The organism is Allokutzneria albata (assembly GCF_900103775.1).
GTDB classification, from domain to species: Bacteria; Actinomycetota; Actinomycetes; order Mycobacteriales; family Pseudonocardiaceae; genus Allokutzneria; species Allokutzneria albata.
The window spans coordinates 8280136-8306106 of record NZ_LT629701.1 but is presented as its reverse complement, the minus strand read 5'-3'; the positions used below and the strand labels follow the sequence as shown (position 1 = coordinate 8306106).

Annotated in this window: 27 protein-coding genes and 5 tRNA genes; 16 read left to right on the top strand and 16 right to left on the bottom strand. The window is 69.7% G+C overall.

Going from position 1 to position 25971, the window contains the following annotated elements; genetic code table 11:
- Positions 1 to 118: 118 nt before the first annotated feature.
- The 3 genes from BLT28_RS38165 to BLT28_RS38155 form a co-directional block, all read right to left on the bottom strand.
- On the bottom strand, positions 119 to 1366 hold the full coding sequence (locus tag BLT28_RS38165; protein ID WP_030430162.1) for a cytochrome P450: 1248 nt from the start codon (positions 1364 to 1366) through the stop codon (positions 119 to 121).
- Complete coding sequence (locus BLT28_RS38160; RefSeq protein WP_081900362.1) at positions 1363 to 4635, bottom strand: amino acid adenylation domain-containing protein; 3273 nt, start codon at positions 4633 to 4635, stop codon at positions 1363 to 1365. Before BLT28_RS38160 ends, BLT28_RS38165 begins: the two co-directional genes overlap by 4 nt.
- A gap of 65 nt (positions 4636 to 4700) precedes the next feature.
- Positions 4701 to 5141, bottom strand: coding sequence for a pyridoxamine 5'-phosphate oxidase family protein (locus BLT28_RS38155; protein ID WP_231950552.1), 441 nt, complete (start codon positions 5139 to 5141; stop codon positions 4701 to 4703).
- Between the two features lie 910 nt (positions 5142 to 6051).
- Here BLT28_RS38155 and BLT28_RS38150 point away from each other — a divergent pair.
- Positions 6052 to 6282 carry a recombinase gene (locus tag BLT28_RS38150; protein WP_231950551.1) on the top strand — a complete coding sequence of 77 codons (231 nt, stop codon included), beginning with the start codon at positions 6052 to 6054 and terminating at the stop codon, positions 6280 to 6282.
- Positions 6283 to 6329: 47 nt separating this feature from the next.
- Here BLT28_RS38150 and BLT28_RS38145 read toward each other — a convergent pair whose 3' ends face one another.
- The 3 genes from BLT28_RS38145 to BLT28_RS38135 all read right to left on the bottom strand — a co-directional run bounded on the left by BLT28_RS38145 (position 6330) and on the right by BLT28_RS38135 (position 7567).
- Positions 6330 to 6836 carry a GNAT family N-acetyltransferase gene (locus BLT28_RS38145; RefSeq protein WP_030430166.1) on the bottom strand — a complete coding sequence of 169 codons (507 nt, stop codon included), beginning with the start codon at positions 6834 to 6836 and terminating at the stop codon, positions 6330 to 6332.
- 499 nt (positions 6837 to 7335) lie between these two features.
- A tRNA-Val gene (locus BLT28_RS38140) sits at positions 7336 to 7410 on the bottom strand.
- A gap of 82 nt (positions 7411 to 7492) precedes the next feature.
- Positions 7493 to 7567: transfer RNA gene (locus BLT28_RS38135), tRNA-Val, on the bottom strand.
- 531 nt (positions 7568 to 8098) lie between these two features.
- Here BLT28_RS38135 and BLT28_RS38130 point away from each other — a divergent pair.
- The 6 genes from BLT28_RS38130 (at position 8099) to BLT28_RS38105 (ending at position 10471) form a co-directional block, all read left to right on the top strand.
- Complete coding sequence (locus BLT28_RS38130; protein ID WP_030430167.1) at positions 8099 to 8524, top strand: SsgA family sporulation/cell division regulator; 426 nt, start codon at positions 8099 to 8101, stop codon at positions 8522 to 8524.
- Between the two features lie 162 nt (positions 8525 to 8686).
- Positions 8687 to 8759 (top strand) — tRNA-Gly (locus tag BLT28_RS38125).
- Between the two features lie 65 nt (positions 8760 to 8824).
- Positions 8825 to 8896, top strand: a tRNA-Cys gene (locus tag BLT28_RS38120).
- A 1-nt stretch (position 8897) separates the two neighbouring features.
- Positions 8898 to 8972: transfer RNA gene (locus BLT28_RS38115), tRNA-Val, on the top strand.
- A 92-nt stretch (positions 8973 to 9064) separates the two neighbouring features.
- Positions 9065 to 9982, top strand: a complete 918-nt coding sequence (locus tag BLT28_RS38110) for a phosphotransferase (RefSeq protein ID WP_030430168.1) — start codon at positions 9065 to 9067, stop codon at positions 9980 to 9982.
- A 138-nt stretch (positions 9983 to 10120) separates the two neighbouring features.
- Complete coding sequence (locus tag BLT28_RS38105; protein WP_030430169.1) at positions 10121 to 10471, top strand: cytochrome P450 family protein; 351 nt, start codon at positions 10121 to 10123, stop codon at positions 10469 to 10471.
- Positions 10472 to 10518: 47 nt separating this feature from the next.
- Here the strand turns inward: BLT28_RS38105 and BLT28_RS38100 are convergent, their stop codons facing one another.
- Complete coding sequence (locus BLT28_RS38100; protein ID WP_052407427.1) at positions 10519 to 11055, bottom strand: hypothetical protein; 537 nt, start codon at positions 11053 to 11055, stop codon at positions 10519 to 10521.
- A 183-nt stretch (positions 11056 to 11238) separates the two neighbouring features.
- Here BLT28_RS38100 and BLT28_RS38095 point away from each other — a divergent pair, with 183 nt between their 5' ends.
- From BLT28_RS38095 to BLT28_RS38085, 3 genes are all read left to right on the top strand, one after another.
- On the top strand, positions 11239 to 11895 hold the full coding sequence (locus BLT28_RS38095; protein ID WP_030430171.1) for a class I SAM-dependent DNA methyltransferase: 657 nt from the start codon (positions 11239 to 11241) through the stop codon (positions 11893 to 11895).
- On the top strand, positions 11895 to 12254 hold the full coding sequence (locus BLT28_RS38090) for a YciI family protein (protein ID WP_030430172.1): 360 nt from the start codon (positions 11895 to 11897) through the stop codon (positions 12252 to 12254). The genes BLT28_RS38095 and BLT28_RS38090 overlap by 1 nt, the downstream gene beginning before the upstream one ends.
- A gap of 344 nt (positions 12255 to 12598) precedes the next feature.
- Positions 12599 to 13717, top strand: coding sequence for an HNH endonuclease signature motif containing protein (locus BLT28_RS38085; protein ID WP_083383829.1), 1119 nt, complete (start codon positions 12599 to 12601; stop codon positions 13715 to 13717).
- A 58-nt stretch (positions 13718 to 13775) separates the two neighbouring features.
- Here BLT28_RS38085 and lexA read toward each other — a convergent pair whose 3' ends face one another.
- The 6 genes from lexA to BLT28_RS38055 all read right to left on the bottom strand — a co-directional run bounded on the left by lexA (position 13776) and on the right by BLT28_RS38055 (position 17989).
- Positions 13776 to 14432 (bottom strand): transcriptional repressor LexA, encoded by a 657-nt coding sequence (gene lexA / locus BLT28_RS38080; protein WP_030428311.1) that lies wholly within the window; start codon positions 14430 to 14432, stop codon positions 13776 to 13778.
- A 21-nt stretch (positions 14433 to 14453) separates the two neighbouring features.
- Positions 14454 to 16058, bottom strand: coding sequence for an outer membrane protein assembly factor BamB family protein (locus BLT28_RS38075; protein WP_030428312.1), 1605 nt, complete (start codon positions 16056 to 16058; stop codon positions 14454 to 14456).
- Between the two features lie 152 nt (positions 16059 to 16210).
- Positions 16211 to 16516: a hypothetical protein gene (locus tag BLT28_RS38070; RefSeq protein ID WP_030428313.1), complete on the bottom strand. Its 306-nt coding sequence runs from the start codon at positions 16514 to 16516 to the stop codon at positions 16211 to 16213.
- 76 nt (positions 16517 to 16592) lie between these two features.
- A complete protein-coding gene (locus tag BLT28_RS38065) occupies positions 16593 to 16793 on the bottom strand; it encodes a helix-turn-helix transcriptional regulator (RefSeq protein ID WP_030428314.1) in 201 nt (66 codons plus the stop codon).
- A gap of 2 nt (positions 16794 to 16795) precedes the next feature.
- Positions 16796 to 17197, bottom strand: a complete 402-nt coding sequence (locus tag BLT28_RS38060; protein ID WP_030428315.1) for a hypothetical protein — start codon at positions 17195 to 17197, stop codon at positions 16796 to 16798.
- A gap of 51 nt (positions 17198 to 17248) precedes the next feature.
- Entirely contained in the window at positions 17249 to 17989 is a 741-nt protein-coding gene (locus BLT28_RS38055; protein ID WP_030428316.1) for an SDR family oxidoreductase, read from the bottom strand.
- 72 nt (positions 17990 to 18061) lie between these two features.
- Here BLT28_RS38055 and BLT28_RS38050 point away from each other — a divergent pair, with 72 nt between their 5' ends.
- Positions 18062 to 19039, top strand: a complete 978-nt coding sequence (locus BLT28_RS38050) for a TIGR03557 family F420-dependent LLM class oxidoreductase (RefSeq protein WP_030428317.1) — start codon at positions 18062 to 18064, stop codon at positions 19037 to 19039.
- 74 nt (positions 19040 to 19113) lie between these two features.
- Positions 19114 to 19518 carry a hypothetical protein gene (locus tag BLT28_RS38045; RefSeq protein WP_030428318.1) on the top strand — a complete coding sequence of 135 codons (405 nt, stop codon included), beginning with the start codon at positions 19114 to 19116 and terminating at the stop codon, positions 19516 to 19518.
- 99 nt (positions 19519 to 19617) lie between these two features.
- Here the strand turns inward: BLT28_RS38045 and BLT28_RS38040 are convergent, their stop codons facing one another.
- Entirely contained in the window at positions 19618 to 20118 is a 501-nt protein-coding gene (locus BLT28_RS38040) for a TetR/AcrR family transcriptional regulator (protein ID WP_197683934.1), read from the bottom strand.
- A gap of 289 nt (positions 20119 to 20407) precedes the next feature.
- Between BLT28_RS38040 and BLT28_RS38035 the strand changes: the two genes are divergently transcribed.
- Both BLT28_RS38035 and BLT28_RS38030 read left to right on the top strand, forming a co-directional pair.
- On the top strand, positions 20408 to 21598 hold the full coding sequence (locus BLT28_RS38035) for a S1 family peptidase (protein ID WP_030428320.1): 1191 nt from the start codon (positions 20408 to 20410) through the stop codon (positions 21596 to 21598).
- A gap of 31 nt (positions 21599 to 21629) precedes the next feature.
- A complete protein-coding gene (locus BLT28_RS38030) occupies positions 21630 to 22592 on the top strand; it encodes a hypothetical protein (RefSeq protein ID WP_052407059.1) in 963 nt (320 codons plus the stop codon).
- Positions 22593 to 22614: 22 nt separating this feature from the next.
- Here the strand turns inward: BLT28_RS38030 and BLT28_RS38025 are convergent, their stop codons facing one another.
- Entirely contained in the window at positions 22615 to 23292 is a 678-nt protein-coding gene (locus BLT28_RS38025) for a hypothetical protein (RefSeq protein ID WP_030428322.1), read from the bottom strand.
- 45 nt (positions 23293 to 23337) lie between these two features.
- On the opposite strand from BLT28_RS38025, the gene BLT28_RS38020 reads away from it, so the two are divergent.
- Together BLT28_RS38020 and BLT28_RS38015 are read left to right on the top strand one after the other, a co-directional pair.
- A complete protein-coding gene (locus tag BLT28_RS38020) occupies positions 23338 to 24024 on the top strand; it encodes a response regulator transcription factor (protein ID WP_030428323.1) in 687 nt (228 codons plus the stop codon).
- A complete protein-coding gene (locus tag BLT28_RS38015) occupies positions 24014 to 25354 on the top strand; it encodes a sensor histidine kinase (RefSeq protein WP_052407060.1) in 1341 nt (446 codons plus the stop codon). Before BLT28_RS38020 ends, BLT28_RS38015 begins: the two co-directional genes overlap by 11 nt.
- Before the next feature lie 104 nt (positions 25355 to 25458).
- On the opposite strand, the gene BLT28_RS38010 is transcribed toward BLT28_RS38015, so the two are convergent.
- Positions 25459 to 25668: a hypothetical protein gene (locus tag BLT28_RS38010; RefSeq protein ID WP_043810819.1), complete on the bottom strand. Its 210-nt coding sequence runs from the start codon at positions 25666 to 25668 to the stop codon at positions 25459 to 25461.
- Positions 25669 to 25971: the final 303 nt, after the last annotated feature.

The following is a 25971-nucleotide window of genomic DNA, read 5'->3' as shown; positions in this document are numbered from 1 at the left end:
ACATAGCTCCAGAGAATGCGTAACGATCCGCGCGACTCGTCCAGGTGGGCAGGCTTTGCCGCACCGTCCGTAGTTCCTGATGTGTGCGGAGGCTCCACGGCCCTCCCTCCCTCCGAGCTCACCACTTGACCGGGAGGGCCAGCGGTGACTTGGCCGGTGACTCGTCCTCCCACGGCAGTTCGCTCTCGTCGACGGCCAGGCGCAGACCGGGGAAGCGGTCCAGCAGGGCCTCCAGCGCCACGCCGAGCTCGGCGCGGGCCAGGGGCGCACCGATACAGCGGTGGGCGCCCCAACCGAAGGCGAGGTGCGGGTTGTGGTCCCGGCTCAGGTCCAGTCGGTCGGCCTCGTGGAAGACGGCGTCGTCCCGGTTGGCGGCGGCCAGCACGGGCAGCACGGCCTCACCGGCGTGGATGGTCCGCCCGTGCAGCTCGATGTCCTGGGTGGCCTGCAGCACGACGACGCCGTTCATCACCGGTACGTAGCGCAGCAGTTCGTCCACCGCGCTGTCCATGATCCTGCGGTCATCCCGGAGACGGGCGTACTGCTCCGGCTGCGTCAGCAGGACGAGAATCGAGTTGGCCACGAACATGGTGCTGGACCGGTAGCCGGCGACGAGCATGGACAGGCCGAACGCCATCACCTCCTCCTGGCCGAGTTCCCCGGCGTCACAGCGGCGCACCAGCCGGGTGAGCACGTCGTCCTCGGGCTGACGCCGTTTCCGCGCGATCAACTCGGCCATGTACTCGCGCAGCAGGCCCGTGGCCTTGCGTCCCTCGTCGATGGTCACCAGCGCGCCCAGGGCGGCGTCGGCCATGGGCACGAAGTAGTCCCAGTCCTCGAGGGGAATACCCACCAGATCGCACATCACGTGCAGCGGGAACAGCTCGGCGAACGCCGCGAGATCGCCCGGCTGGCCACCGGCCTCGACATCGTCGAGCAGCCGGTCGGCGAGCACACGGAGACGGCCGAGGCCGCGCCCCACGGTGCGGACCGCGAACTCGCTGGCCAGCGCCTTGCGCAACGCGGCGTGCCCGGGGCCGTCCAGTTCCATCATGGTCGTCAGGCCGGGCCCCGGTTCCGGGGTGTCGCCGGGGCGGACGGGCCAGTCGTTGATGCTCGGTCTGATCAGCCTGGTGTCCGCGAGCAGCTTCTTGACGTCGGAGTGCCGGGTGACGTACCAGGCGGTGGCGCCGATCGGCGTGCGGACCTCGGCCAGCGGGCATTCCCGCCGCAGCCGTTCGTACTCCTCGGGGGGACCCATCGTCCCCGGCGGCGCGAGCGGGAAGTCCATGACAGGCGGCAGTGGTCGATCCGCCGGTGGCTCGGGCAGCGGTGCACGGTCGGACGCCGGTTCGCTCGTGGTCATCGGGTTTCACCTTCCGGTTGTGTGCGGTCCCGGTCAGCCGGCCTGCCGCCGACACCACGGACCCCCTTCGTCCGCGGGCTGCTGGAGCAGACGGGCCTGGGGTGCTGCGCGCCGGGGTGTGGGGTTCTGCCCACCGTGGTCGTCCGGGTGGGGGGTGGCTCCGCGCCCGATCGTGGCCGCGGGATGTATCCGGTTGAGAAGAAGTACGCCAGGTACCGGTCGAGCAGCGCATCGTCGACCGGCGGGCAGTGCAGACCGCTACCGGCGAGGTCGCGCTCGACGTTGGTCCGCCCCAACGCTGGGAAGATCCCCTCGAAGTACATCTCCTTGACGGAGATGTCGGCCTTGTTGCCGCGGTTGACGCACAGCGACACGAAGGGCGCGGTCGGGCTGGTCGGGTGCTTGGCGACGTGCCGCACCAACTCGGCCACCCATCGCGGGTAGGGCAGCGTGGTGATCTCACAACCGGCGGCGCGCATGCGGTCGAGCATGTCCCCCAGCCGGGCTGGGTTGGGATTGGTCAGGTGGTAGACCCGCCGGGTGGCGCGGCGGTTGATCGCGATGTGCACGACCGCGTCGGCCAGGTAGTCGACGGGAACGAAGTCCATCGGCAGTGGCACGTCCGGTGCGAGGCCGGTCTCGGCGATGGTCTTGAACAGCGAGCAGATCGCGGTCTCGGTGTTGCACACGCCGCTCCGCCGGTCGCCGGTGATCTCGTAGGGGCGGTGCACCGCCACCGGCAGCCCTTGGTCCGCGGCCTGCTGGAGCACCCGCTCAGCGACCCACTTGCTCTCGGCGTATCCCATGGTCAGCCGATCGGCGTGGGCGAGTGGCAGGTCCTCGTCGACCTGCCGCACCCCGGCTGTGCCGAAGCCGGCGACCACCGCGATGGTGGACAGGAAGTGCACCGGGACCCGGCGCGTGGCCGCCAGCCTGATCACCGCGCGGGTCCCGTTCACGTTCGCCGCGCGCAGTTGGGCGTAGGGGTAGAGGAAGTTGACCTCGGCCCCGGCGTGGATCACCAGGTCGAGGACGCCGGAGAGCTCAGCCGCGTGCTCGGTGGACAGACCGAGTCCGGGTGCGGCGAGATCCGCGGGGAAGCACACCACCCGTTCAGCCACTTCTGGTGGGGTGAGGCCGAAGCGGGCGAGGTTGGCCGCCAGACGCTGCCTGGCGTGCCGCGGGTCGCGAGCCCGGATCGGGCAGTGCACCGTGGCCGAAGTGGACCGCAGCAGCCGGTCGACCAGGAAGGCGCCGACGAAGCCGCTGGCTCCCGTGACCAGGACGTGCCGGGGGGCGTCCCAGCGGGGGACGGGGCCCTGTCGCGGCGGGAGGTCGAACCCCAGAGCGGCTTCCGCCTCGAAGTCCACCGGGGCCGCCACGTCCGCTCCTTGGGCGGACGCGTCCGCGCGGCGCAGCTCGTCGACCGCGTCGGCGTAGCCGGCGAGGGTCGGCGTCCGCAGCAGCCGGCGGATGAGTGCGCTGCTGTGCCGCGCGTCCATGTCCAGTGCGGCCAGCGTGCGGGTGACCACCTCGGCGGCCAGCAGGGAGTCACCACCGATGGCGAAGAAGTTGTCGGCGGGCATAGGCCGCACCCGCAGCGTGTGCTCCCAGATCTCGGCGAGGACGTCGGCCGGGCCCGTCGCGGCGCGCGGCGCAGGACTGACCACGACCGTGGTGTTCTCGGCCGCCCTCTCGGCCAGGCGCTTCCTGTCGATCTTGCCGCTGCGAGTGACGGGGAAGCGCTGCAGCACGACCAGCCGAGAGGGTATGGCCGCTGCCGGCAGCCAGACAACGAGGTGTTGACGCAGCTCGTCCAGCGACACCGTCCCGTTCGGATCGGCCGGTGTGACGTAGCCGATCAGGTGTCCGGCGTCTGTGGTGTCCGTGGAGTCGCGGACCACCTCCACGGCGGCCTCGCCGACCGTGTGGTGTGCCCGCAACCTGGTCTCGATCTCGTCCAGCTCGATGCGGCGACCGCGCAGCTTGACCTGCCGGTCCACCCTGCCGTGGTAGCGCAGTGCGCCGTCGGGCAGCCAGGACGCCCGGTCGCCCGTGCGGTACAGGCGCGTGCCCGGCTCGAAGGGGTTGTCCACAAAACGCTCGGCGGTGAGTTCCGGGTCGCCGAGGTAGCCCAGCGCCAGCCCGTCCCCGCCGACGAAGAGCTCGCCCTGCTCGCCGACCACCGCCGGAGTGCCGTCCGCCCGCAGCACGTAGCAGCTGGAGTTGTCCAGCGGGCGGCCGATGGGCACGTCCTCGGCGCCGGGCAGCGGGTCGCGGACCACCTGGGCGGTGGACACCACACTGTTCTCGGTCGGCCCGTAGAAGTTGACCAGTGTCGTGTCCGGGCACGCGGCCAGCACCGCGCGGGCCAGGTCGGGGTCCATCGCCTCTCCCCCCGCCGAGACGAAGCGCAGGCAGCGCAGGGCCTCGGGCCGGGTCCTGGCTACGTGGTGCAGCACGCCGGTGGTCAGGTACGCCACCGTCACCCCCTCGGAGCGCAGCCGGGACTCCAGCGTCGCGGGCGACAGCAACTCCTCCCGGTCGAGCAGGACGAGGCACGCCCCGTTGAGCAGGGCTGACCAGATCTCGATCGTGGACGCGTCGGAGGAGAGGCTGTAGGCGTGCAGCACTCGGTCGCCAGGTCCCGGCCGTGAGCCCGCCACGTCGGCGAAGGCGAGCCGGACCACGCCCCGATGGGGGATCGCCACCGCCTTGGGCCTGCCGGTCGAACCCGAGGTGAACATCACGTAGGCGCAGTCGCGCGGCGTCGATCCCCCGATCCGTGGCCCGGCACCCGGCTCAGGGGCGGGGCCCACCGCATCGGACAGGTCGACCCGCGCACGCAGCCGGCGCACCCGGCAGGTCACGTTCGGCAGCACCACCGCCACCTGCACTCCCGCGTCCTCGGCCATGGCCCGTAGCCGGGCGGGTGGCAAGGTGTCGTCCAGCGGGACGTAGGCCGCACCGGCCTTCAACACGCCGAGGAAGGCGATCAGGGCGTCGAGCGAGAGGTCACCGCAGACCGCCACCGGGTCCCCTCGCTGGGTGCCCACACCGCGTAGCCGTACGGCCAGGGCGTCGGAGCGGTCCCGCAGCTCGCCATAGGTCAACTGACGGTCGACGTGCACAGCGGCCACCGCATCGGGCGCTTCCGCTGCCCGCGCATCGAACAACTCGTGCAGGCAACTGTTTCGCGGATAATCGGTCGCGGTGTCGTTCCATCTCCTCAGGCAGGAGATGGCCGGGGTGTCCTGAGCAGACGACATGTTGTGCTCCCTTACAGATAACTCCCTTTGTGGATCTGTGCACGCATCGCCGCAAGCTTCGCCAGCTAGCTGAATTCCTGCGCGAAAGCGGCGAAGTCGGCTGTCCTCCACCGCTGGGGGCGCATCCGGAAAGTGATGTCCTCGTCCAGTTGGCGCCGGTTCGCCTCCAGATAGGCCACGGCGGTGTCCCGGTCGAGGTAACGATGGGCCATTGCTTCCCATTCAGCCCGGTCCAAACCGTCCTCCACCGCCACGACCGGACCCTCCACACTGACATAGCGGTAGGGAGGGGACTCACTCTGCGCGCAGAGGCTGAACCGGCCAGCCGTTCTGACCAATTCGGCCTTGGTCGAGGCCCGGGCCGTCAGGACGCTCACAACACCGCCAGGCTCGTAGCCGTACCAAACGGGGACCAGCAGCGGAGCACGCAGCCCGCGTGGATCGGTCACCCCCAGCACACCCACATGCGGGTCCGCGAGAAACCTCTCCCGATCATCGATCGACATGGCGGGACTCATCTACACCCTCCCCCAGCAGCACCGAGTTCGCTCCATACGAAAACCCCGCCGGACCGGCCGACGGGCCATGTCACCGAACTCCAGCGCCAACTTCTCGACGAAGCCAGTGCGGTCCGACGTGCCACCAAAGTCGATCTCAACGCGCCGTCCACCATTGACCAGTCCATACTCGAATCCTTTCCCCGCTCTTGTTGCTCACCACCGGATCGCTGACCGCGTAATCCAATCCGGACTCAAGTGCACCTGAAACGCGCGACCCGGAATCGCCTCGCCAGAACAGGACGGCGCAGCTACACCGAGGCTGGCCGTGGCACTCGCGGCAGTCTCACGCCGAGCACGTCGCGAATCTTATGGGATCCACGGCCAACACAATTGCCAGGACAAGGGCCAGCAGCAGGCAGAATAAGAAGAGGATCGCGCATCTGACCGCGCGAGGAATGCCACCCGGCCGCCGACAAAACAGGCGTCAAACCAACAGACCACATGAGCCGTTGACGTTTCCCGGCAGGCGCGTGGATGTGAATGCTAGTATCGGCCAGGACGACCAGTGATGCAGTGCGCCCTCGTCCAGCCCCGCCAGAGCCGGCTCCAAATCCCGCAATGTCTTGCAGCCGGGTACGCACACCCCACCTGAATTAACTCTACATCGGAAGTTCGTCCACATCGCCCCTTGTCCGGAAACAGCTACGAAGTTCGTCCATCGCAGTGATCTTTCAATCAGCCAAGTAGACGATCGCGCTCACGACCTGGCGGCCCCGGTCGGCGATCGGGTCGCGCTGGAACAGTGCCGGGTGGAGTTCAGGGGAGGTGGCCCCAGTCGGATGGCGGGTCCCGCTGACGTTCCTACGGCACACCCTGCCGGCATGAACACGCCCGCATCCGCTGCCCGATGCTGCACGTGAGCCCCAAGATGCTCGCCTGGCTTGACGAACTCGAAACCGACCTGATCGACCGCCGCACCCGCGCCGCGACCGACGGCTGGGCTGGCGAGATCGAGGGCATCGACATGACCCTGACCTTCCTGCGAACCGAGCGCGACGACACCCAACGTCGGCTCCGCCGACGCGCCGTCGACCTCGGGATGCCAGCTCTCATACGAACCGTCGACCAGCAGGTGAAGCCACAATGACACACCCAAGCGACGTGCTTAGCCGTCCGCGGCTGCCTACCGGGAAGTCATGCCTTCGGCTCGACGATCGTGATCCAGTAGCGACGGACGGGACCGTGTTCGGTGTCCCGGACCTCGTCGAAGACGCCACCGACGCGTTCGATCGTCCTCGCGGAGCCGACGTTGTTGGTCGCGCAGACAACCAGTACCCGGTTCATACCGAGCACTCGCGCTTGGTCAAGCATTCGGCCCAGCGCCCAGGAGGCCAGCCCACGCCGCCGCGCGGACGGCCGGACACCGAAGCCGATGTGGCCGGCCCACTGCACGTGGTCATTGAACTCGTGGCGCAGCGCGATCCCGCCAAGCACCCGGTCGTCCTCGACGATCCACCGGCACGTGGCCCGTTCCGACTCATCGGTCAACCGTGCGATCCACGCCGCGAACCCGGAAGGCGAGGCAACTTCATCCGTTGGCGCCAGTCCGAAGCCGTCCTCGTGGAGGCCAGATCCCCACTCGGCATGCGCGTCGAGCCAAGCGTTGCGCAGCCGCGTAGTGGGCGGGATCAGGTCGAGCATGTCCCGGTTCTTTCGATCCAGTTCGCACACGAGTACGGCTGCAAACCGTCCGCTGTCCTCGACGTTCCCACCTTACGACACGCCAGTGACCAGCAAGAAGAGCAAAAAGCTCCCCCGGGAGTCCAGCCGTGGGGGAGGTGCGGATGAGCACCAGCGAGTACAAGATCGTTCCGCTGAAGAAGGCGGCACGCGAACTGCTGGGGCATCCGCATCCGCGCCGCGTGCCGCGCGGACCGTGTACCCGCCGGAGTTCCTCGTCGCGACACTCACCGACCTGCGGCGCCGCAGCGCGGGCGCTCGGTTCCACGGCCTGCGCCACATCTGCAAGACCTGGGCCGGACTCCAGGCACACTGGGAGCAGTTCGGGAGCACGATCTGGGCCGACCCCGACCCATCCGGGATTGTGGTCAAGACCGCCCTGCTCCCACGGTGCTCCCACATACGACGAACGGCCTGTTGACGAAGATCGTCAACAGGCCGTTTGACCAGTACGAATACCTGGTGGGCGATACAGGGATTGAACCTGTGACCTCTACCGTGTCAAGGTAGCGCTCTCCCACTGAGCTAATCGCCCGCGCGGTGCGGGTACTACATGGGAACCAGCTTTGCGAGACAGAGGCTCCGAACGGGTGAACCGTCCGGAGCCTCTGGCTTGCTGGTGGGCGATACAGGGATCGAACCTGTGACCTCTTCGGTGTGAACGAAGCGCTCTCCCGCTGAGCTAATCGCCCGGGATCCTGCCGCCGCTCTCGCGGTGCGGTGCAGACATTACACAGGCTCGGCCCAAGAACAAAAACGGGGGGTCCGCGCGCGTCGCGGACGATCTCGGTCACGGTCCGCCACCGTCCGGCTACAGCCTGCGGCTTCGCAGGTCATCGCCCTTTCGGGCGGTCGACAAGACCTTCGAAGGACCTCACCCCTTAGGCGGGGTCCGTTGTCGGTTTCCCGGTGTTAGCGTGAGGCCGCCGCGCCGCCGGGGTACCCGAGTTGGTCAAGCCACACGGGCCGCACCGGTACGCCGGTGGGGCCGTCTCCCGGCCCGGCGCCCCCCGCCGGACCGCGTCGGTCCGGACCGGCCACGGCACCCCCGGATGTGTCGGGCGACCGATTACGGAGCGCAGTCCAACGGTTGCCCACCGAAGAAGTTCTGCCCCGTACGGGTGATCTATGGACGACAGGCGAGCGCGAAGGGCCACATTCGCGTCACAACTATGTCGTTCCGTCGTTCACTTGAGCGGCAGACAGCACGAGAGGCGGCAACAATGCGTAACGACCACGTGACTCTGCGCTCCACGGCGGTCTTCGACCTCCTGGCGCCCCGCAGTCCGGCGGTCCCCGTCCAGGTCGAGCTCCGCTACGACACCCGCGACCCCTACGCCGTGGTGGCCGCGTTCCGCACCGGCCGCGCCGGCTGGGTCGAGTGGGTCTTCGCCCGCGACCTGCTCGCCGACGGCCTCATCGCCGCCGCGGGCGAGGGCGACGTCCGGATCCGCCCGGCCGTCGACGACCCCGAGGTCGTGGTGATCGAACTCAGCTCCCCCTCCGGCCACGCGATGTTCGAGGCGGCCGCGCAGGAGCTGGCCGACTTCCTGGACCGGACCTACGACCTGATCGTTCCCGGCAACGAGAACCTGTGGGTCAGCGTCGACGACGCGCTCAGCCACCTGCAGTCCAACGACCTCAGCTGAATTTCGGCGTCTTCGCAGGTCAACTGGCATGCAGAGGGAAAAGACCACCCCGATTTGATCCCGGCGGACGGTGTCGGATAGTGTTTCGCCATCGCCACGGCGGCGGGGACGCGCAAGATCAAGCACCACGATCGAGCACCGTCAACACAAGCCGGGCAGCACGCGGATGTAGCGCAGCTGGTAGCGCATCACCTTGCCAAGGTGAGGGTCGCGGGTTCGAATCCCGTCATCCGCTCGGAAGGCCCTCGTCCGGGCCGACTGGATCCTCCGGGGCACTGCCGGTACCGGCCCCAGAGCATCGGCGGAGTGGCCGAGTGGCTTAGGCAAGGGCCTGCAAAGCCCTGTACGCGGGTTCGATTCCCGCCTCCGCCTCGGGCGATTAGCTCAGTGGGAGAGCGCTACCTTGACACGGTAGAGGTCACAGGTTCAATCCCTGTATCGCCCACCAGATATCCACGCTGGTCACGAGCCCCATTCCTCCTCGCGAGGGATGGGGCTTCAGTGTTCTCCGGACTCGGCCGGTGTGGCACAGTCGGCGCCGTGCCGTTGGACGATCTCCCGGAGTGGCTGCCTGCCTGGTGCGCGGAGCAGCTGGGGGCGGAGCCGGTCGGCGTGGTGTTCGAGCGGCGGTCGATCTCGGCGGTGTTCGGGCTGCTGCTGGCCGACGGGCGGGACGTCGTGGTGAAAGCGCGGGAGGACGACGGCCGGGCCGAGTCGTGCGTTGCCGCGCAGATCCTGCTGGCGGAGCGGGGATTTCCGTGCGCCCGTCCGCTCGCGCCCCCGGTCCGCGTCGGCGAGTTGGCAGTGCACGCGGAGGAGTCCCGGCCCGGCGGTGAGGTGCTGCACGGAGACTCGCCGGACGTCGCGGCGCGCTACGCCGAGGTGTTCGCCCGGATCATGGCGGAGTTGGCCGATGTGACGGTCGCGCCGCCGCTGCCGAATCCGCGCTGGGCACGTTGGGACCACACGGGTTCCGAGCTGTGGCCGCCGATCGCGTTCCTCGACGAACGCGATCAGGACGCCGTCCCCGCGTACGTCGTGGACACCGCTGAACGGGCTCGGAAGCGGTTGCTCGCCGCGGACCTGCCGTGCGTGCTGGGCCACGCCGACTTCGAAGCGCAGAACCTGCGCTGGCGTGACGGCCGGGTGTGGGCGGTGCACGACTGGGACAGCCTGGCGTGGCAGCCCGAGGCAGCGCTGGTGGGCGCGGCGTGCGGGACGTTCGCCAGCGTCACACCGCCGACTCTGGCCCCGATCGAGAGCTCAGCGGCGTTCCTGGCGGCCTACCAAGCACTTCGGCGGCGGTTCACCGCGGAGGAACAGGAGATCGCGTGGGCGGCCAGTCTGTGGCCCGCAGTGCACAACGCCCGCTGGGAAGCCCTGCACGGCGACCCGCCGGTGTGTTGTGGCGCTGTCCGCGCACAGGCGGCCGAACGCCTCCGTCGAGCGAACGCCTGAGCGAGCGGGTCAGCGGCGGATGCTGCCGGGGGGACCGAGACCAGGTCCCAGTGCGGCGCGAAGGCGATGTCGATCTCCTCACTCAGCGGTCCCTTGGTGAAGGCGTAGAGGACCAGCGTCGCTCCAGGGGCGGCCAGCTTGGCGATTCCCTTGGCGTACAAGGCTTTCGCCTCATCGCGGAGACTGCGCGAGCACGGCGGGCTGACCGACGAGGAGCTGCTCCGCTACCTGTCGATCCCGCAGTACGGCGTCCCGGTGCGCGCGGCGCTGGAGGATGTGGGCCTGGAGGGCCAGCTGATCACGGCCGCAGAGACCGTGACGATCTCCACGCGTCACCTGGCGTTCGGGCACGGGGTGCACCGGCGCTTCGGCCAGCAGCTCGCGTGGATGGAGCTGCGCATTGCCTGCAGGGCGTTGTTCAACCGCTTCCCCGGTCGCGAAAGCGATGTGATCTACGGTCCGGGCAGCCTTCCGGTGGCGTGGGGATGAGGAATCGAGGACCTCATCCCCCACCTTTCACCGACTCACGGAATTGTTCAACTGCGGCTGCCCTTGATCCAGCCGAGGTAGTTGCGGAAATAGCTCACGCTCTTCGCGTGACCGATCTTTCCGCGAACACTGGTCGAGTAGAAGCCACCGGCGCCGTCCGCGACGCCGACGTGCCCCCACTTGCTCGTGTTCCAGAACACGAAGGCGCCCCTCGGCGGCCGCCCGGTGGTGTGCCTCGGCCCCTCGGCGCGCCAGTGCGCGATCGCCGACGGGTGCACCCTGGTGCGGTTCCAGGCCAGCCTCGCCGCCCGCTCGCAGTACCCCTCGTAGGCGGTGCTGCCGAGCCGCGCCCGGTACCAGGCGATCGCGTGGTCGGGACTGTTCTCCACGCCCCCGTCCGGCTCGTCGGGCGGGATCGCGCCCTCCGGCGTCGCGACGCTCGGGTCGAGGATGTCGGCCTCGGTGACCAGACTGAACAGCTCCTCGGAGGCGACGACGCCACCCTCCGGTGACGGCGCCGCCTCCGCCACGGAGGTGCCGAGCAGGCCGACGACGGCCAGCGCGACCGCTATTCCGTTTACCACAGTTGCCCTCATAACACCCCTATCGCTTGTGGACATCGCAGGAAATGACCGCCGCAAAGGGTGGGCCAGGACGCCTACATATCGCCTACCAAATCCAGGGAACGGAAAAAACGAGACGGCCTGTCCGATGAGTACACCGAAAGCAATAAACGGCTGGGCCATTTGTTGCTACGGTGTGCGACCGTGAGCGCCGACTGGATCGAAGCCACCCGCACCTCGTACGACACCGTCGCCGAGAGCTACGCCGAGCTGCTGCGCGACGGGCTCACCGGACTGCCCTACCTGCGCTCTGCGCTGGCGCTGTTCGCCGAGCTGGTCCGCGCCGACGGCGGCGGCCCGGTCGCGGACGTGGGCTGCGGGCCCGGGCACGTCACGGCCCACCTGCGCGGGCTCGGCGTCGACGCGATGGGCGTCGACCTCTCCCCCGCGATGATCGACATCGCTCGCGCCGAGCACCCGGGAGCGCGGTTCGAGGTGGGCTCGATGACCGATCTGGACCTCCCGGACGCCTCGCTGGCCGGGCTGCTCGCCTGGTGGTCGTTGATCCACATCCCCGACGGGGCCGTTCCCGGGGTGTTCGCGCACTTCCGGCGCGTGCTGCGGCCGGGAGGCAGACTGCTCCTCGGGTTCCACGTCGGCGACGAGTCCCGGCACAAGACGCAGGGCTACGGCGGGTATCCGATGGACGTGCACGTCCACCTGCGCACGCCCGGGCGGGTCGCGGACTGGCTGCGCAAGGCCGGTTTCACCATCGAGGCGGAAGTGCTCCTCGATCCCGACCAGCGGGTGCCAGGGGGCATGCTCTTCGCACACCGTCCACATCAGACAGAGGAGTCGTGATGCGCTACCTGTTGATGCACAAGCTCTCCGAGAACGCGCCCGAGTGGACCCCCGGCCCGGAGTTCGTCGAGCGCGTCGGCGCCTTCGTCCAGGAGGCGGCCGAAGGGGGTGTGCTGCTGACCGGCGAGGGCGTCCACCCGTCCGAGAAGGGCGCACGGGTCCGCAAGACCGCGGGCGGGGGCATCACCAGCACCGACGGCCCGTTCAGCGAGGCCAAGGAGGTCATCGGCGGCTTCCTGGTGATCAACGCGAAGGACCGGGCCGAGGCCGTCGCCTTCGCCGAGCGCTACGCAGCGCTGTTCCAGGACGTCGAGATCGAGGTGCGCCAGGTGGTCGAGGAGGAGGACCTGCCCGGCTAGGCCGTGTCGCGGTGGCTTCCTGGGCGTGCTGGTTCCGGCGTGGTGTGGCTGGTTCCGGCGTGGTGTGGCTGGTTCCAGCGGGAGTTGGCGGCTTCCAGCCGGGGTGGCTGCTTCCGGCGTGGGGTCGGTTTGACCTGGGGCCCCTTGCGCGTGCCCCTGGGCCTTTCAGGGGCACGGGATGAAACTCCGGCCCTCGCGACGAGCGTATGGCACGCGCACCCCAGGTAAAGCCTCAGCTGGCAGCCCCGGCTTGCGGTGGCTGGAACCCTGTTTCCCTTGGGGAGTAAGGGAAAGTTCACTCCGTAGAGCCATGATCCACTATTTGCAGACGCTAAAATAAGGGTATGGCCCCTGCCGATATCGAAGACGACCTCGTGGCCGCCTACGCCGCTATCGGTAAGGCGGTCGCGGACTTCACCTCGACCCTGATGAAGCTCTATGACGACCTCGACCCGCAAGTGCAGCAGTACGCCGGGGATGTCCTGATGCCCCTGCTGCGCGTCTCTCAGGTCAAGGGCAACAAGCTCATTGATCGGGCGATGTCTCTGGTGGAGCACCCGGCGGTGTTGGAAGCGTTGTCGGAGGGGCGGATCGATGAGGGCAAGGCGTTGATGATCATTGATCAGGTCAGTGTCCTGGACGCCGCCAACCAGGCGATTGCCGAACCTGTGCTGATCAACCATGCCGCGACGCACAACTACACCGCCTCTCAACGTTATGCCCGGCGGTATGTCCTCAAGCTGGATGCCGAGGCAGCCCTGCGGCGTCACAAGGAGAAGCGCAAGCAGCGGTTGGTGGAGAAGTTCAACCTCGACGACGGCATGTGCTCGCTGCGCGTCGTGCTGCCCGCGCTCGACGCGGCCTTGGCTTTCGATCGGATCGACCGGATCGCCCGGGCGTTGCCGAAGGATGACCGCACGTTGGACCAGAAACGGTCAGACGTTGCGGCGGATCTGTTGATGGGTAAGGAAACACCCGCTCCGCAGGGTGAGGTGTGCGTCAACCTGACCATGCCGATCACCAACATCCTGGACCTAACCACAGACCCGGTGATGCTGGCCGGGTACGGGCCGCTGCCCGCAGAGATCGTGGCCGATGTCGCCGCGAACGGGATCTGGAAGCGCATCCTCACCGACCCCGCCACCGGGATGGCCGAACACATCACCACCTACCGACCCACCCCAGCCCAACGCGAACTCATCAACGCCCGCTACCCGACCTGCACCATGGTCGGCTGCAACCAACCCGCCCACCGCTGCGACCTGGATCATTGTTGCCCGTTCGATGGCACCAACACCACGGTCGCGAATCTGCGCCCGAAGTGCAGGCATCATCACCGGATGAAGACCCACTCCAGCTGGTCCTGCGAGAACCGGGCGGACGGGACGCATGCGTGGACCACGCCGAGTGGCAAGGTGATCGAGACCGAACTCGAACCCATCGCCGAACCTGCACCGTTCTAAGGGGTTGCGGGCGTCCTGCCGCATGCTGGCGCCCTACTCCGCAGTGCCGGGGGCGAGCCTAAACGCTGCGCAGCACCGACACGACGATGCCCAGCACCGCGGCGCGGTCGCCGTCGATGACGTCGTAGGCGTCGTTGCGGGGCTCCAGGTACACGTGGCCGTTGCGGCGGCGGTACACCTTCACGGTGGCCTCCTCGTCGATCATCGCGGCGACGATCTGCCCGGAGTGGGCCTCGTTCTGCTGCCGCACCACGACGATGTCGCCGTCGCAGATGGCGGCGTCGATCATGGAGTCACCGCGCACGCGCAGGCCGAAGACGTTGCCCCGCCCGGTGAGTTCACGGGGCAGCGTCAGGACGTCGTCGACGTGCTCCACGGCCGAGATCGGGGTGCCCGCGGCGATGTCGCCGACCACGGGCACGGGCACCGCGTTCCCGGAGTCCGCCCCGGCCGAGGACTGCTGCCGCAGGAACAGCCGCACGTCCATCGGCCGGGACACGGTGGTGCCGCGCCGCAGGAAACCGCGCTCCTCCAAGCTCGCCAGGTGCTTGGACACCGAGGAGGCCGAGCGCAGGCCGACCGCCTCGCCGATCTCGCGCGTGCTCGGCGCGTAGCCGTGCTCCTGCACCCAGTCCCGGATCGTGGCCAGGATCTGCAGCTGGCGCTGCGGCAGCGTCGAGGTGTCCAGGTGGTCGAGATCGTCGTAGGCGGTCACCCGCGGAATGGTACGGCGGCGTCAGAGCCCGAACGCGAGCAGGACGAAGCCCTTGTCGTTGTTGTAGGTCGGGTGGTAGCCGGAGTGGACGTACATCATCCCGTCCACGACCACGGCGCCACCCACCGCGGAGACCCCGCTGCCCCGGCCGGTGATCCCGTTGACACCCGGGAAATCCCGCACGGTGTCGAACTCCCACAGCACCCGGCCGTCGCGCGCCGAGTAGGCCCGCATCTTGCCGTCGGCACTGCCCTCGTAGACCACGCCGGGCGTGGTGCTGACTGCGGGCCGGTTCGCGAGAATGCACTCGTCCGGGTACTGGGCCGAGCCGCCCCAGCTGCACCCGTTGGCCGGGTTCTCCGTCTTCCAGAGCAGCGCGCCGGTCGCCGGGTCCAGCGCGTGCAGCGCGCCGGGCTTGGCGTCGTTGGTCGCGACGTAGAGCCGTTCTCCGTCGTAACTGCCGCCCCACAGGATGCCCGACTGGCCGAGGTCGTTCGGGCGCGGCTTGGACAGCTGCCGCTGCCAGACGAACTCACCCGTGCGCGCGTCGAGCACGTGGTAGACACCGCTCTTCTGGCCGATGCCGACAAGGGTGCGGCCCTTGACGGTGAAGACGTTCGGCAGCGAGCCGATGTCGAAGTCCAGCGCGGTGCCGTTCTCCATGCCGGGGCAGTGACCGGGCGGCGCGGACGGGTCGACGCAGATCAGGCGCCACGTGTCCGGGTGGGTCATCTGGCGCTTCCACCGCACCTTGCCGGTGAACGCGTCGAGCGCGAGCACGGTGTCGCTGTCGCCCGCGGTGCCGGTGTAGTTCTGACCGGTGCCGATGAACACGGTCCCGGTGACGGGATCCACCGACGGAGAGGCCCACACCGCGGCGCCCGAGGGCTCGAAGCGCGTGGCTCCGCTCGGCCACGTGCCGACCGCCTTCGGCTCGGGCACCGTGTAGTGGCGCCAGAGCACCTTGCCCGTCGCAGCGTCGATCGAGGCGAACTGGCCGCGGAAAGTGCAGCACGGGTAGTCGGCGGCGGCCGAACTCTCATCGCTGGAGACGCCGACGAAGAGCTTGCCGGCGAAGTGGATCGGCGAGCTGGTGATCAGTGCTTCCGGGTGGGTGTCGAGACGGGTCGCCCACTCCAGCGCGCCGGTGCCCGCCTTCAGCGCGTACATGTAGCCGCGCAGGTCGCCGAAGTAGACCTTGCCCCCGGCCACCACGGGGCTGTTGCGCACGACCGCGCGGCGCAGGTTCGGGTCGACCGTCTTCAGCGTGAAGGTCCACTTGGTGGCGCCGGTCTTCGCGTCGAGCGCGTGGAACAGCCCGTCCGGGCCGCCGAAGTACATGGTCCCGTCGACGATCGCGGGCTGGCTGTGCGCGGTGAGGAACGGGACCTTCGGGAAGGCGAAGGCCCACTTGAGCTTCAGGTCGGCGACGGTCCGCTCGGTGATCTTCCGTTCCGCGGCGTTGTGCCTGCTCCCGACGAGGTCCTTCTGCCAGCTCGTCCACTCCGCCGCACGTCCCCGGTCCGGGTCGGGCGGTGCGGCGGCGGACACTGTCGTGCCCGCGAGGCAGAGGGCGAGGAGCCCGATCAGGACGGTGCCCGACCGGAACCTGCGTCGTCCGAACACGCGCAGTCCTTTCGTCAGGGTGGAGAACGGTCCCACCGGGGACAAGCATGGCGTGGGCGATCAACCGCGGTCGTCATGCTTTCGGTTCGTTCTCCCCCCTGCTCCGCGCGTAGAAACCTGGACCGTTGTGGCCCTGTCCGAAAGGCCTCGCGTCAGTTCCGCTTCTGCACCGCGTGGTAGGTCACCCGGTCCGGACGGTTGCACTTCGCCTTGCTCTCACCGTTGCCGGGCCGCAGCCACGGACCTTGGCGGAAGTAGACGCGGCCGCTCGCCGCGGTGCACGTGATGGTGACGCGGTAGAAGCCGGTTCTGCGCGCGCAGATCGCGGCTCCGCCGGTGCCGTAGTCGGTCACGCGGCTGCTGCAGTGGGTCGGTGCCGCCTCGGCCGTCGCGGCCAGGAAGGTGCCCCCGCCGACAACGGTGGCGAGTACCAGGATTTTGGCCAGTGCCGTCCGCATGATCTGCCTCCCTGCTTCGTGTTCCGACGGCCGGTGACCGTAGGCGTGCCGACCGGGAGGGGTCCCGCGGTCCGCGTCAGGGGGTTTCGTCGGGCCGGAAGATGTCCTCGATGCGGCAGCCGAAGAGCTTCGCGATGCGGAAGGCGAGGGGCAGGCTCGGATCGAACCTGCCCTTCTCGATGGAGATGATCGTCTGCCTGGTCACGCCGAGCTTCTCGGCGAGGGAGCCCTGCGACAGGCCGTGCTCGGCGCGCAGGCGAGGGAGATCGTTGTCCACGACTAGATCATCCGATGTGTGTGCACCTGCCTTGCCGCGGCGAGCACCACGAGTCCGCCGAGCGCGAACCACACCGGACTCGGAGCAGGAAGGTCACCGATCAGGACCACGGCTTCGGTCACGAACAGCGCGACGACCGTCAGGTAGAAGGCGTCCTTGACGGCGCGGAGCTCGATCGCCCGTTCCACCCCGTACTCGCTGTCCTCCCCCTGCGGCCGAGGCTGCGGCAGGCGGCGCTTGTGGACCAGGAGCGCGAGGACCGCGCCGACCACGAGGACTCCGCCGCCGAGCGCCGCGTAACCCCCGGCTGCCGGGTTGACCGCCAGGAGCGCGAGCGGGACGGCACCGAGCAGGAAAACGCTGGCCACGAGGACGATCGTGGCGACGCGGTTCTTCTTGTCCATGCGCCGAATGTAAAGTGAACTAGACAGGGGTGTCAAGCGAGCTTTACAGACTCAGGCGATGCCGCCGTTGACCCGGAGGGTCTGGCCGTTGACCCAGCGCGCCGGACCGGCCAGGAACGCGACGGCCTCGGCGATGTCGTCCGGGCGGCCGAGGCGCTCCAGCGGTGGCTGCGCGGCCATCCTGGCGACGGTCTGCTCGTCCTTGCCGTCGAAGAACAACTCGGTCGCGGTCGGCCCGGGGGCCACGGTGTTGACGGTGACGTCCCGCCCGCGCAGCTCGCGCGCGAGGATCATGGTGATCGCCTCCACCGCGCCCTTCGTCGCCGCGTAGACGCCGTACCCCGGCAGGGAGAGCCCGAGCACCGAGGTGGAGAAGGTGATGATCGCCCCGCCGTCGCGGACCCGGCGCGCGGCCTGCTGGGCGACCGCGAAGGTGCCGCGGACGTTGACCCGGTGCACCCGGTCGAACTCGTCGAAATCGGTGTCGGCGATCGGCTTCAGCGCGTTCAGCACACCCGCGGAGTGCACGACGACGTCCACGCCGCCGTACTCCTGCTCGGCGACGTCGAAGAGCCCCGCGACGGCCTCCGGCTCGCTCACGTCGGCCCTGTGGGCGATGACACGACCACCCGCCGAGGTGATCGCCTCCACCGCCGCCGTGGCCTCCGCGTCGTTGCCCGCGTAGTTGATGACGACCGGGAAGCCCTGGGCGGCGAGGCGTTGCGCCGCCTCGCGGCCGATGCCCCGGGAACCGCCGGTGATGATCGCGACGCGCGTCTGCTCGGTGCTCATGTTATCAACGATAACACTAGGTTGTTATCAACGCTATCGATTGATCGCCCGCAGAACGGGTAGCTCTGCGGCATGCGCATCGGATACACGTTGATGACCGAGCAGGCCGGACCGAAACAGCTGGTCAGCCACGCTGCGGCCGCCGAGGCGGCCGGGTTCGAGTTCGAGGTCTGCAGCGACCACTACTCGCCCTGGCTGGACGAGCAGGGGCACGCGCCGTACGCGTGGAGCGTGCTCGGCGCGGTCACCCAGGTCACCGGACGGGTGGAGCTGATGACGTACGTGACCTGCCCGACCATGCGCTACCACCCGGCCGTCGTCGCGCAGAAGGCGGCGACGCTGCAGCTGCTCTCCGGCAACCGGTTCACCCTCGGCCTCGGCTCGGGCGAGAACCTCAACGAGCACGTCATCGGCAAGGGCTGGCCGCCGCTGAGCGTGCGGCACGACATGCTGGCCGAGGCCGTGCAGATCATCCACGGGCTCTTCGACGGCGGGTACTCCAGCTACGCGGGCGAGCACTACCGGGTGGACTCGGCCAAGCTCTGGGACCTGCCGGAGGTGCGCGTGCCGATCGCGGTCGCGGTGTCCGGCGCGGAGTCCGTCGCGCGGTTCGCCCCGGTCTCCGACGCCATGATCGCCGTGCAGCCGGAGCAGCGGCTGTGCCGCGAGTGGGACGAGCACTGGGTGGGCCGGGCCGAGGGCAGCGCGCGCAAGATCGGGCAGATGCCGGTGTGCTGGGACGCCGACCGCGACGACGCGATCGCCAGGGCGCACGAGCAGTTCCGCTGGTTCGGCGGCGGCTGGAAGGTCAACTCCGAGCTGCCGGGCACCGCGGGCTTCGCCGGGGCGACGCAGCTCGTCACGCCGGACGACGTGGCGGCGGCGATCCCGTGCGGGCCGGACGTGGAGCCGATCCTCAAGAGCGCGCGGGAGTACGCCGACGCGGGCTTCACCGACCTCGCGCTGGTCCAGGTCGGCGGAGAGCACCAGGAGGACTTCTTCGCCTTCGCGGAGCAGGAACTGCTGCCCGCGCTCCGCGAAGCGATGTGACAACCCGTGTCGCTGCCCGGTCCACATAGGACTCCGGACGACACTGGGCGGGAGGGCAGCGCAGGGAGGTAGCCGTGAACCAGGACGAGCCGGCGACACAGCTGAGCCTGTTCGAACCAGCACCGGCCGAAGCCGAGCAGCGCATTCCCGAACAGCGCGTTCCGGACGTGCGGCTCTGCCCGAACTGCCACCGCGCCCCGGCCTCCTCCCCCGAGCAGCACGCCAGGGACATCGACCAGCAGTGGCTGGAGATCACCGCGACCGGGCAGATCGCCGTGCGCCGGTTCTGCGCCGCCTGCCAGCCGCACTACGGCCTGGAGTTCCTGGCGTGCGAACTGTGCGGGCTGGACCTGTTCCTGATCGGGGAACTGGCCCACGAGGTCGCCGAGGACCGGCTGCCCACGGTGCTGCTGACGTGGCTGGCCGCCGAGGGCTGGAGCCCGCACCCCGTGCTGACCTGCCCCGCGCACGCGCGCTGACCGCCGGGTGGTCGCGACGTTCCCGGATGTCGTCGGCGGACGTCTCCCATAACACCGCACGATTGCACACATCAAGGTGAGTTATACCCACCCGGCCTGTTAACGAGCCGGCTTCTCCGGTGTTGACCACAGGCCAGCGAGCAACAGCCGCACCTGCTCCGGCGGCCAGGCGTCGGAAATTCGGAAAACCGCCGTTGTCGCCACCAACAGGAGATCCGGATCAACATCGGAGCGCACGACTCCGAGCTGCCTGCCGTTGTCCATGACGTCGGTCAGCCAGGCCGCGAGCCCGGCTCCATCCGTTCTCTCCAAGGCCGCAGAGGCGAGTGCCAGATCGTCCGGATTGGCGGCAAGGTGCTCCTTCACCCGCGCGGTCCGCTCGGCCAGCTGGGCCCAGAAGCGCGCCACGTCCCCGGCGGGTACCCAGCGCCCGAGACTGGCGATGAGCTGCGCTTCCACGTCTTCGAGGACCGTGCGGAGCAGGTCGTCGCGGCCGTCGAAGTAGTGGTAGGCCGCGGTCTTGGAGATGCCGGCGGCCGCGATGATCCGGTTGTAGGAGGCGTGCTGTGGCGACTCCCGCGCGAAATGCGCCCTAGCCACGCGCAGTATCTCGGCCCTACGGTCTCCCGGCAGGCGGGTGAAGCGCGGCAACGGCATGTGTACCACTGGTACACCCCACCGGTTCGCACCGCAAGTCAACACCGTACCTTAATGACACCTTAAAATGACCGGAACAATTCCTTAGATTGACCACGAAGAGTATGTAAACAATTTCCCCGCAATTCTGTTAAAATTGATCCGGACGCCAGGTCTTGTCGTTACGCGGGGTGCGCGTCACAGTTCTGCCGTCACCCCTGCACGGTTCTTCTCCCCCTGCGAAGGAATCGTAATGACACTTTCTCGTTCCAGACTGCTCGCCGGGCTCACCGCGGCGGCCCTGCTGCCGCTCGGCGCCGGTACCGCCTCGGCCGCGCCCGCCTTCGACCCGCAGATGGTCTCCGCGCTCGCCGCCGAACTGGGCGTCAGCGCCCGGGAGGCCACCGACCGCCTGCTCACCCAGGCCGACCAGCAGGGCAAGCTCACCCAGCTCCAAGGCGCGGGCGCGGTGGACGGCGCGTTCTTCGACGCCGCGGGCCGCCTGGTGGTCAACGCGACCTCCGACGCCGGTGCCGCCAAGGCCGCCGAGCTGGGCCTGACCGCCCGGCGCGCGGCCAAGGGCGAGTCCGGGCTGCTGGCCATCAAGCGCGAACTCGACGGCGTGGCCGCCGCGGGCGTCCCGGTCGGGGTCACCTCCTGGCAGACCGACCTGGCCACCGACACGGTCACGGTGCGGGTCAGCGACTCCTCCCGGCCCGAGGCGCAGGCCCTGCTCGCCGCGGCCCGGCGGCACGGTGGCGCGGTGCGCGTCGAACACGACAGCACCCCGCTCGCCGCCCACATCTCGGTCTCCCCCGGCGCGAAGATGACCTTCTCGGCCAGCGGCGGCGGCTACTGCTCCGTCGGCTTCGGCGCGCGGGACGCCGCGGGCACCCGCTACCTGGTCAGCGCGGGCCACTGCCTGAGGGACTCGCGGCCCCTCTACAGCGGCACGACCGTGTTCGGCACCACCACCGACACCCGTTTCGCGCAGGGCCAGGCCAGCGTGGACATGGGCATCGCCAGGATCGACGCCGAGGACTCCATCGCCACCAGCGTGTACACGCACGGCTCCAGCGCGGGCAGCCCGGTGGTGCGGGGTGCCACGCGGACCGCGGTCGGCGGTGCGCTGTGCAAGTCCGGCGCGACCAGCGGCTGGACCTGCGGCACCGTGCGCTCCTATGACGTCTCGGTCACCTACACCGACCCGAACGGCGGGCCGAGCACCACGGTCACCGGCCTCGGCAGCTCCACGGTGTGCACCATGCCCGGCGACAGCGGCGGCGCCTACATCTCCGGCGACCAGGCCCAGGGCATGACCTCCGGCGGCCCCATCGGCCAGCAGTGCACGTTCAACGGCGGTGCGCAGTCCGGCAAGTCCTCCTACTTCCAGCCGCTGACCGATGCGCTGTCGCACTACCGCCTGACCCTGACCACCAGTTGACCCGGCGACACCTTCGGGGGGTGTTTCGGCAATGACCCTGACCCACCAGATTCCGGCCCACCAACTTCCGACCCAGCAACGCACGATCGATCAGGAGCTGAGCGAGGTGCTGCGAACCGGCCCGTTCGACCTGGCGCTGCGCACCGCACTGGACCGGCGCGGGCTGCCGCTCGACCGGATCCAGGACCGGCTCGCGGCACTGGGCGTCACGGTGAGCCTGTCCACGCTGAGCTACTGGCAGCGCGGGCGGCGGCGCCCGGAACGGGCCGACTCGCTGCGCGCGGTGGCGCTGCTGGAGGACATCCTGCGGCTGCCGCGGCGCTCGCTGAGCAGCCTCATCGGGCCGCCGCGGCCGCGCGGGCGCGGGGTGCGCGCGCCGGAGCGGCTGAGCCTGACCGACCTCTACGGCGCCGACTCCGACGTGAGCAAGGCGCTGGGCACCTCCTACGAGCACATCAACATCAAGCTCGACGCGCTTTCCCTGCACGACGAGGTGACCGTGGGCGCGGACCGCTCCATCCGGCGGATCCGCTCCTGCCAGGTGCAGCGCGCCAACGCCGACGGCGCCGACCGGCTGGTCGTGATCTTCCGAGGGGACGCCGAGCAGCCGCTGCCGACCGGGCTGCGCTCGCTGTCCGGGCAGCGCTGCGTGACGCGCTTCGACCGCGAGCGGATGATCATGGTGAACGAGCTGTTCTTCGCACGCAGGCTGGCGAAGGGCGAGAGCGCGCTGATCGAGTACGAGGTGCGGTTCGACGAGGCTGGCACCGCGGCGAGCACCTCCTACGAGCGGTGCCTGCGCAGCAACGTGCCGCAGTACCTGTTGCAGGTGCGGTTCGAGGGCGAACTTCCCGCGCACTGCCACCGCTCCAGCAGGCTCGGCCTCGGCGCGCGGGACGACCGCCGCGCCGTGAGCGTGGACCTCACGCGCATGGCCTACCTGCACGCCCTCGACTGCCAGAAGGGCTTCCACGGCATCAGCTGGCAGTGGTGACCCACCCGCGGCGGGGTGGGGCTTAGTGGTACTGGTACTCGGTGATCCGCCAGGCGGGGCCCTCGTTCCAGGTGGCCTGGATTCGGGAGAGCGACGTCGGTGACGAGAAGGTGACGATCACCGAGGTGGGCGAGGTGCGCTCCACCTTGACCGCGTGGCCGGACACCGGGCGCGCGGTGATCACGGAGACGTCGTTCTCGGCGAAGCGCAACGTCGAGTCGCCCCCCTTGGTCCGCACGGTCCGGGTCTGCGGCTCGGGCTGGCCGAGCAGGCTCGGGTCGGACTGCGGGTTGGTGGTGGTCGTGGTGACCGGCTTGCTGGTGCTGGGCTTGGTGCCGTTCTCCGTGGGCCGCGGGCTCGGCGGCGGGGTGGTCACGGTGGGGCCGGCGGGGTTGGTGCCCCCCGGATCGGGGACACCGGGGCCGGGGACGCCGGGCTGGGCGGGACCGGGACCGGGCGGCTGGATCGGGATGCCGGAGGGGCCGCGGCCGATCGGGTCGGCGGCACCGGGCACGGAGGTCGGGAGGCCGAGGGCGACCACGTCGCGCCCGCGAGGGTTGTCGGCGCCCAGCTGGTCCAGCAGGTCGAGGCGGCCCGGAGCGGCCGCGACCAGCACGGAGCGCAGGCCCAGCCAGGCCATGCCGACCGCGAGCACGGTCGCCACCAGCCACAAGCCGAGATACCCCAGCCGCCGCTTCATCACTCCATCGTGCCATCACCTGGCAAGACCGGTTAACGTGCCGCCATGCCATCGGTGCTGCTGGTCGAGGACGACGACGCGATCCGGGGTGCCGTGGTCCGGGCGCTCAACGACTTCGGCTACGCCACCTACTCCGTGGGCACCGGGTTCGACGCGCTGCGCGAGGTCGCCAGGGCGGTGCCGGACGCGGTCGTGCTGGACCTGGGCCTGCCGGACATCGACGGGGTCGAGGTGCTGCGGATGATGCGCGGCATCTGCGACGTCCCGGTGATCGCCGCGACCGCGCGGGACACCGAGGCCGAGATCATCCAGCTGCTGCGCGAGGGCGCGGACGACTACCTGGTCAAGCCGTTCTCCGGCGAGCACCTGGCGGCGCGGCTGGCCGCGGTGCTGCGCAGGAGCCGGCCGAAAGCGGCCGAGCGCGCGTTCTCGGCCGGGGACATCACGGTGGACCTGGACAGCAGGCAGGCGCGGCTGGCGGGCACCGAGCTGAAGCTGACCCGGCGGGAGTTCGACCTGCTCGCCTACCTCGTCGCCCGGCCGCACAAGGTGATCAGCCGGGAGGAGCTGCTGGCCGAGGTCTGGCGGCTGCCGCCGGGCCGGGACGACCAGACGCTGGACGTGCACGTGTCCTGGCTGCGCCGCAAGCTCGGCGAGAGCGCGTCGGCCCCGGTGTACCTGCACACCGTGCGCGGGGTCGGGATCAGGCTGGAGATCCCGGGTGCGCCGTAGCCTGGCGCTGGTCTCGCTCGCGGTGACCTCGATGGTGGCGCTCGCCTTCCTCGTCCCGCTGATGCTGGTCGTCTACGACCTGGCGCGGGACCGGGCGCTGACCGAGGCCGAGCGGCAGGCCAGCGCGCTGACCCCGGTGCTGGCGATCACCGCGGACCCGCTGACCATCGCCACCGCGCTGGCCTCCACCGAGTTCGGCCTGGCGCAGCGGATCGCCGTGCACCCGGCGGAGGGCGGCCAGATCGGCACCGGCCGGGCCAGCCGCGAGCAGCTGACCGAGGCGATGCGGCTCGGCCACGCGTCCACTGTGGACGTGATGGACGGGAAGGTGGTCCTGCAACCCGTCGCGCTCGGCGAGCGGCGCACGGCTCTGGTCGAGTCGTTCGTGCCGCAAGAAGAACTCGAACGCGGGGTGACCGAGGCGTGGGTGTCGCTGACCGCCGTCGCGCTGGCGCTGGTGCTGCTGTCGGTGCTGATCGCGGACCGGCTGGGCACCAGGGTCGTGCGTTCCGCCCGCACGCTCGCCGAGGGCGCGAAGGCGATCGGCGATGGTGACCTCGGCACGCGCGTGCAGGTCTCGTCACCACCGGAGCTGGAGCGGACCGCGGCGGCGTTCAACGGCATGGCGGAGCGGATCGGCGGCCTGGTGACCGCGGAGCGCGAACTCGTCGCGGATCTCTCGCACCGGCTGCGCACCCCGCTGACCGCGCTCCGCCTCGACGCCGAGACGCTGGGCGAAGGCCCTGGGGCGCAACGCATCCGCAGTGCGGTGCACGCGCTGGAGCGGGAGGTCGACGAGATCATCCGGCGCGCCCGCAGGGGTCTGGTGGACGGTGACGCGACGGGGTGCGACGCGGCGCTGGTCGGGCGCGAGCGGCTGGCGTTCTGGGCCGCGCTCGCCGAGGACCAGCACCGGCCGTGGCGGCAGGTCGGCGCGGATCACCCCGCGCCGGTGCGGATCGCCCGCGACGAGCTGGCCGCGGTGCTCGATGCCTTGCTGGGCAACGTTTTCCGGCACACCGAGGAGGGCGTGGGGTTCGCCCTCGGGGTGCGCAACCGGGCCGGCGTGGTGACGATCCTGGTCGACGACGCCGGTCCGGGCATCGCCGATCCCGAGGAGGCGCTGAGCCGGGGCACGAGCGGGGCGGGCTCCACCGGGCTCGGCCTGGACATCGCGCACCGGGTGGTGCGCGCGGCGGGCGGATCGCTGCGCATCAGTTCCGGACCGATGTCCGGCACCAGGATTCGCCTCGACCTGCCCGCCGCGGACGCGAGCACCGGGGTGGCGCGGCCTTCGAGTTCGACCGACCCGGCCGACGATCACCGATGACCGCGGCGAACCCGGCGGGTTCGCCGTCGGCGGTGGCCGGTGCGGGGGTTTGCGGTACTCGAAGACCGGCTATCCCCTCGGCGCGGGGTGGGTGGTGCGGTGGGTCAGGACTGCTGCAGGGCGCGCTTGCCCTCGTCGGCGGCCAGGCCGAGCATCTCGAGGAGCTGGCGGCAGTCCTCGGCGTCGGAGGCGTGCACGGCGACCGTGCGGGCCGCCCTGCCGTTCTGGATCTCGCAGTGGACCTTCTCGACTGCGCGTGCTTCCGCGATGCGGCCGTGCTCAACAACGGGGCTGGCGTGTCTTGCCCAGGTCATGCGGCACCTTCTTTCGTCCCGGTCGGGGAGGGTCCGGGACATCTGCGGTCGTGTCCGAGCGCGCCGGGCGACCAGGCGACCGCGGCGCGACAAGCGGGGGAAGAACGTCCCGCGAAGCGGATCCATCATGGCATTCTCCGGCCGACGAATACAGACATCTCGCCGTTACCCGGGCGTTTCCGCAGGTCAGAGCGTTCCGAAATCTTCACAGGACACTGTTGAGTAATTGCCTGAGCACGCACCGTGCGGCCTTTTCCGAGGGTGGGCCGCGTGCAAACCATTGCGGGCACTGGGTGACGATGG

Bases quoted from the DNA above. Each gene is read 5' to 3' on its own strand.
- BLT28_RS38090 (WP_030430172.1), top strand. From the start codon at position 11,895: ATGCGCTACCTGTTGATGCACAAGCTCTCCGAGAACGCGCCCGAGTGG.
- BLT28_RS38035 (WP_030428320.1), top strand. From the start codon at position 20,408: ATGACACTTTCTCGTTCCAGACTGCTCGCCGGGCTCACCGCGGCGGCC.
- BLT28_RS38145 (WP_030430166.1), bottom strand. From the start codon at position 6,836: ATGCTCGACCTGATCCCGCCCACTACGCGGCTGCGCAACGCTTGGCTC.
- BLT28_RS38055 (WP_030428316.1), bottom strand. From the start codon at position 17,989: ATGAGCACCGAGCAGACGCGCGTCGCGATCATCACCGGCGGTTCCCGG.
- BLT28_RS38130 (WP_030430167.1), top strand. From the start codon at position 8,099: ATGCGTAACGACCACGTGACTCTGCGCTCCACGGCGGTCTTCGACCTC.
- BLT28_RS38050 (WP_030428317.1), top strand. From the start codon at position 18,062: ATGCGCATCGGATACACGTTGATGACCGAGCAGGCCGGACCGAAACAG.
- BLT28_RS38165 (WP_030430162.1), bottom strand. From the start codon at position 1,366: ATGACCACGAGCGAACCGGCGTCCGACCGTGCACCGCTGCCCGAGCCA.
- BLT28_RS38155 (WP_231950552.1), bottom strand. From the start codon at position 5,141: ATGTCGATCGATGATCGGGAGAGGTTTCTCGCGGACCCGCATGTGGGT.
- BLT28_RS38070 (WP_030428313.1), bottom strand. From the start codon at position 16,516: ATGCGGACGGCACTGGCCAAAATCCTGGTACTCGCCACCGTTGTCGGC.
- BLT28_RS38030 (WP_052407059.1), top strand. From the start codon at position 21,630: ATGACCCTGACCCACCAGATTCCGGCCCACCAACTTCCGACCCAGCAA.
- BLT28_RS38060 (WP_030428315.1), bottom strand. From the start codon at position 17,197: ATGGACAAGAAGAACCGCGTCGCCACGATCGTCCTCGTGGCCAGCGTT.
- BLT28_RS38160 (WP_081900362.1), bottom strand. From the start codon at position 4,635: ATGTCGTCTGCTCAGGACACCCCGGCCATCTCCTGCCTGAGGAGATGG.
- BLT28_RS38025 (WP_030428322.1), bottom strand. From the start codon at position 23,292: ATGAAGCGGCGGCTGGGGTATCTCGGCTTGTGGCTGGTGGCGACCGTG.
- BLT28_RS38020 (WP_030428323.1), top strand. From the start codon at position 23,338: ATGCCATCGGTGCTGCTGGTCGAGGACGACGACGCGATCCGGGGTGCC.
- BLT28_RS38085 (WP_083383829.1), top strand. From the start codon at position 12,599: ATGGCCCCTGCCGATATCGAAGACGACCTCGTGGCCGCCTACGCCGCT.
- BLT28_RS38010 (WP_043810819.1), bottom strand. From the start codon at position 25,668: ATGACCTGGGCAAGACACGCCAGCCCCGTTGTTGAGCACGGCCGCATC.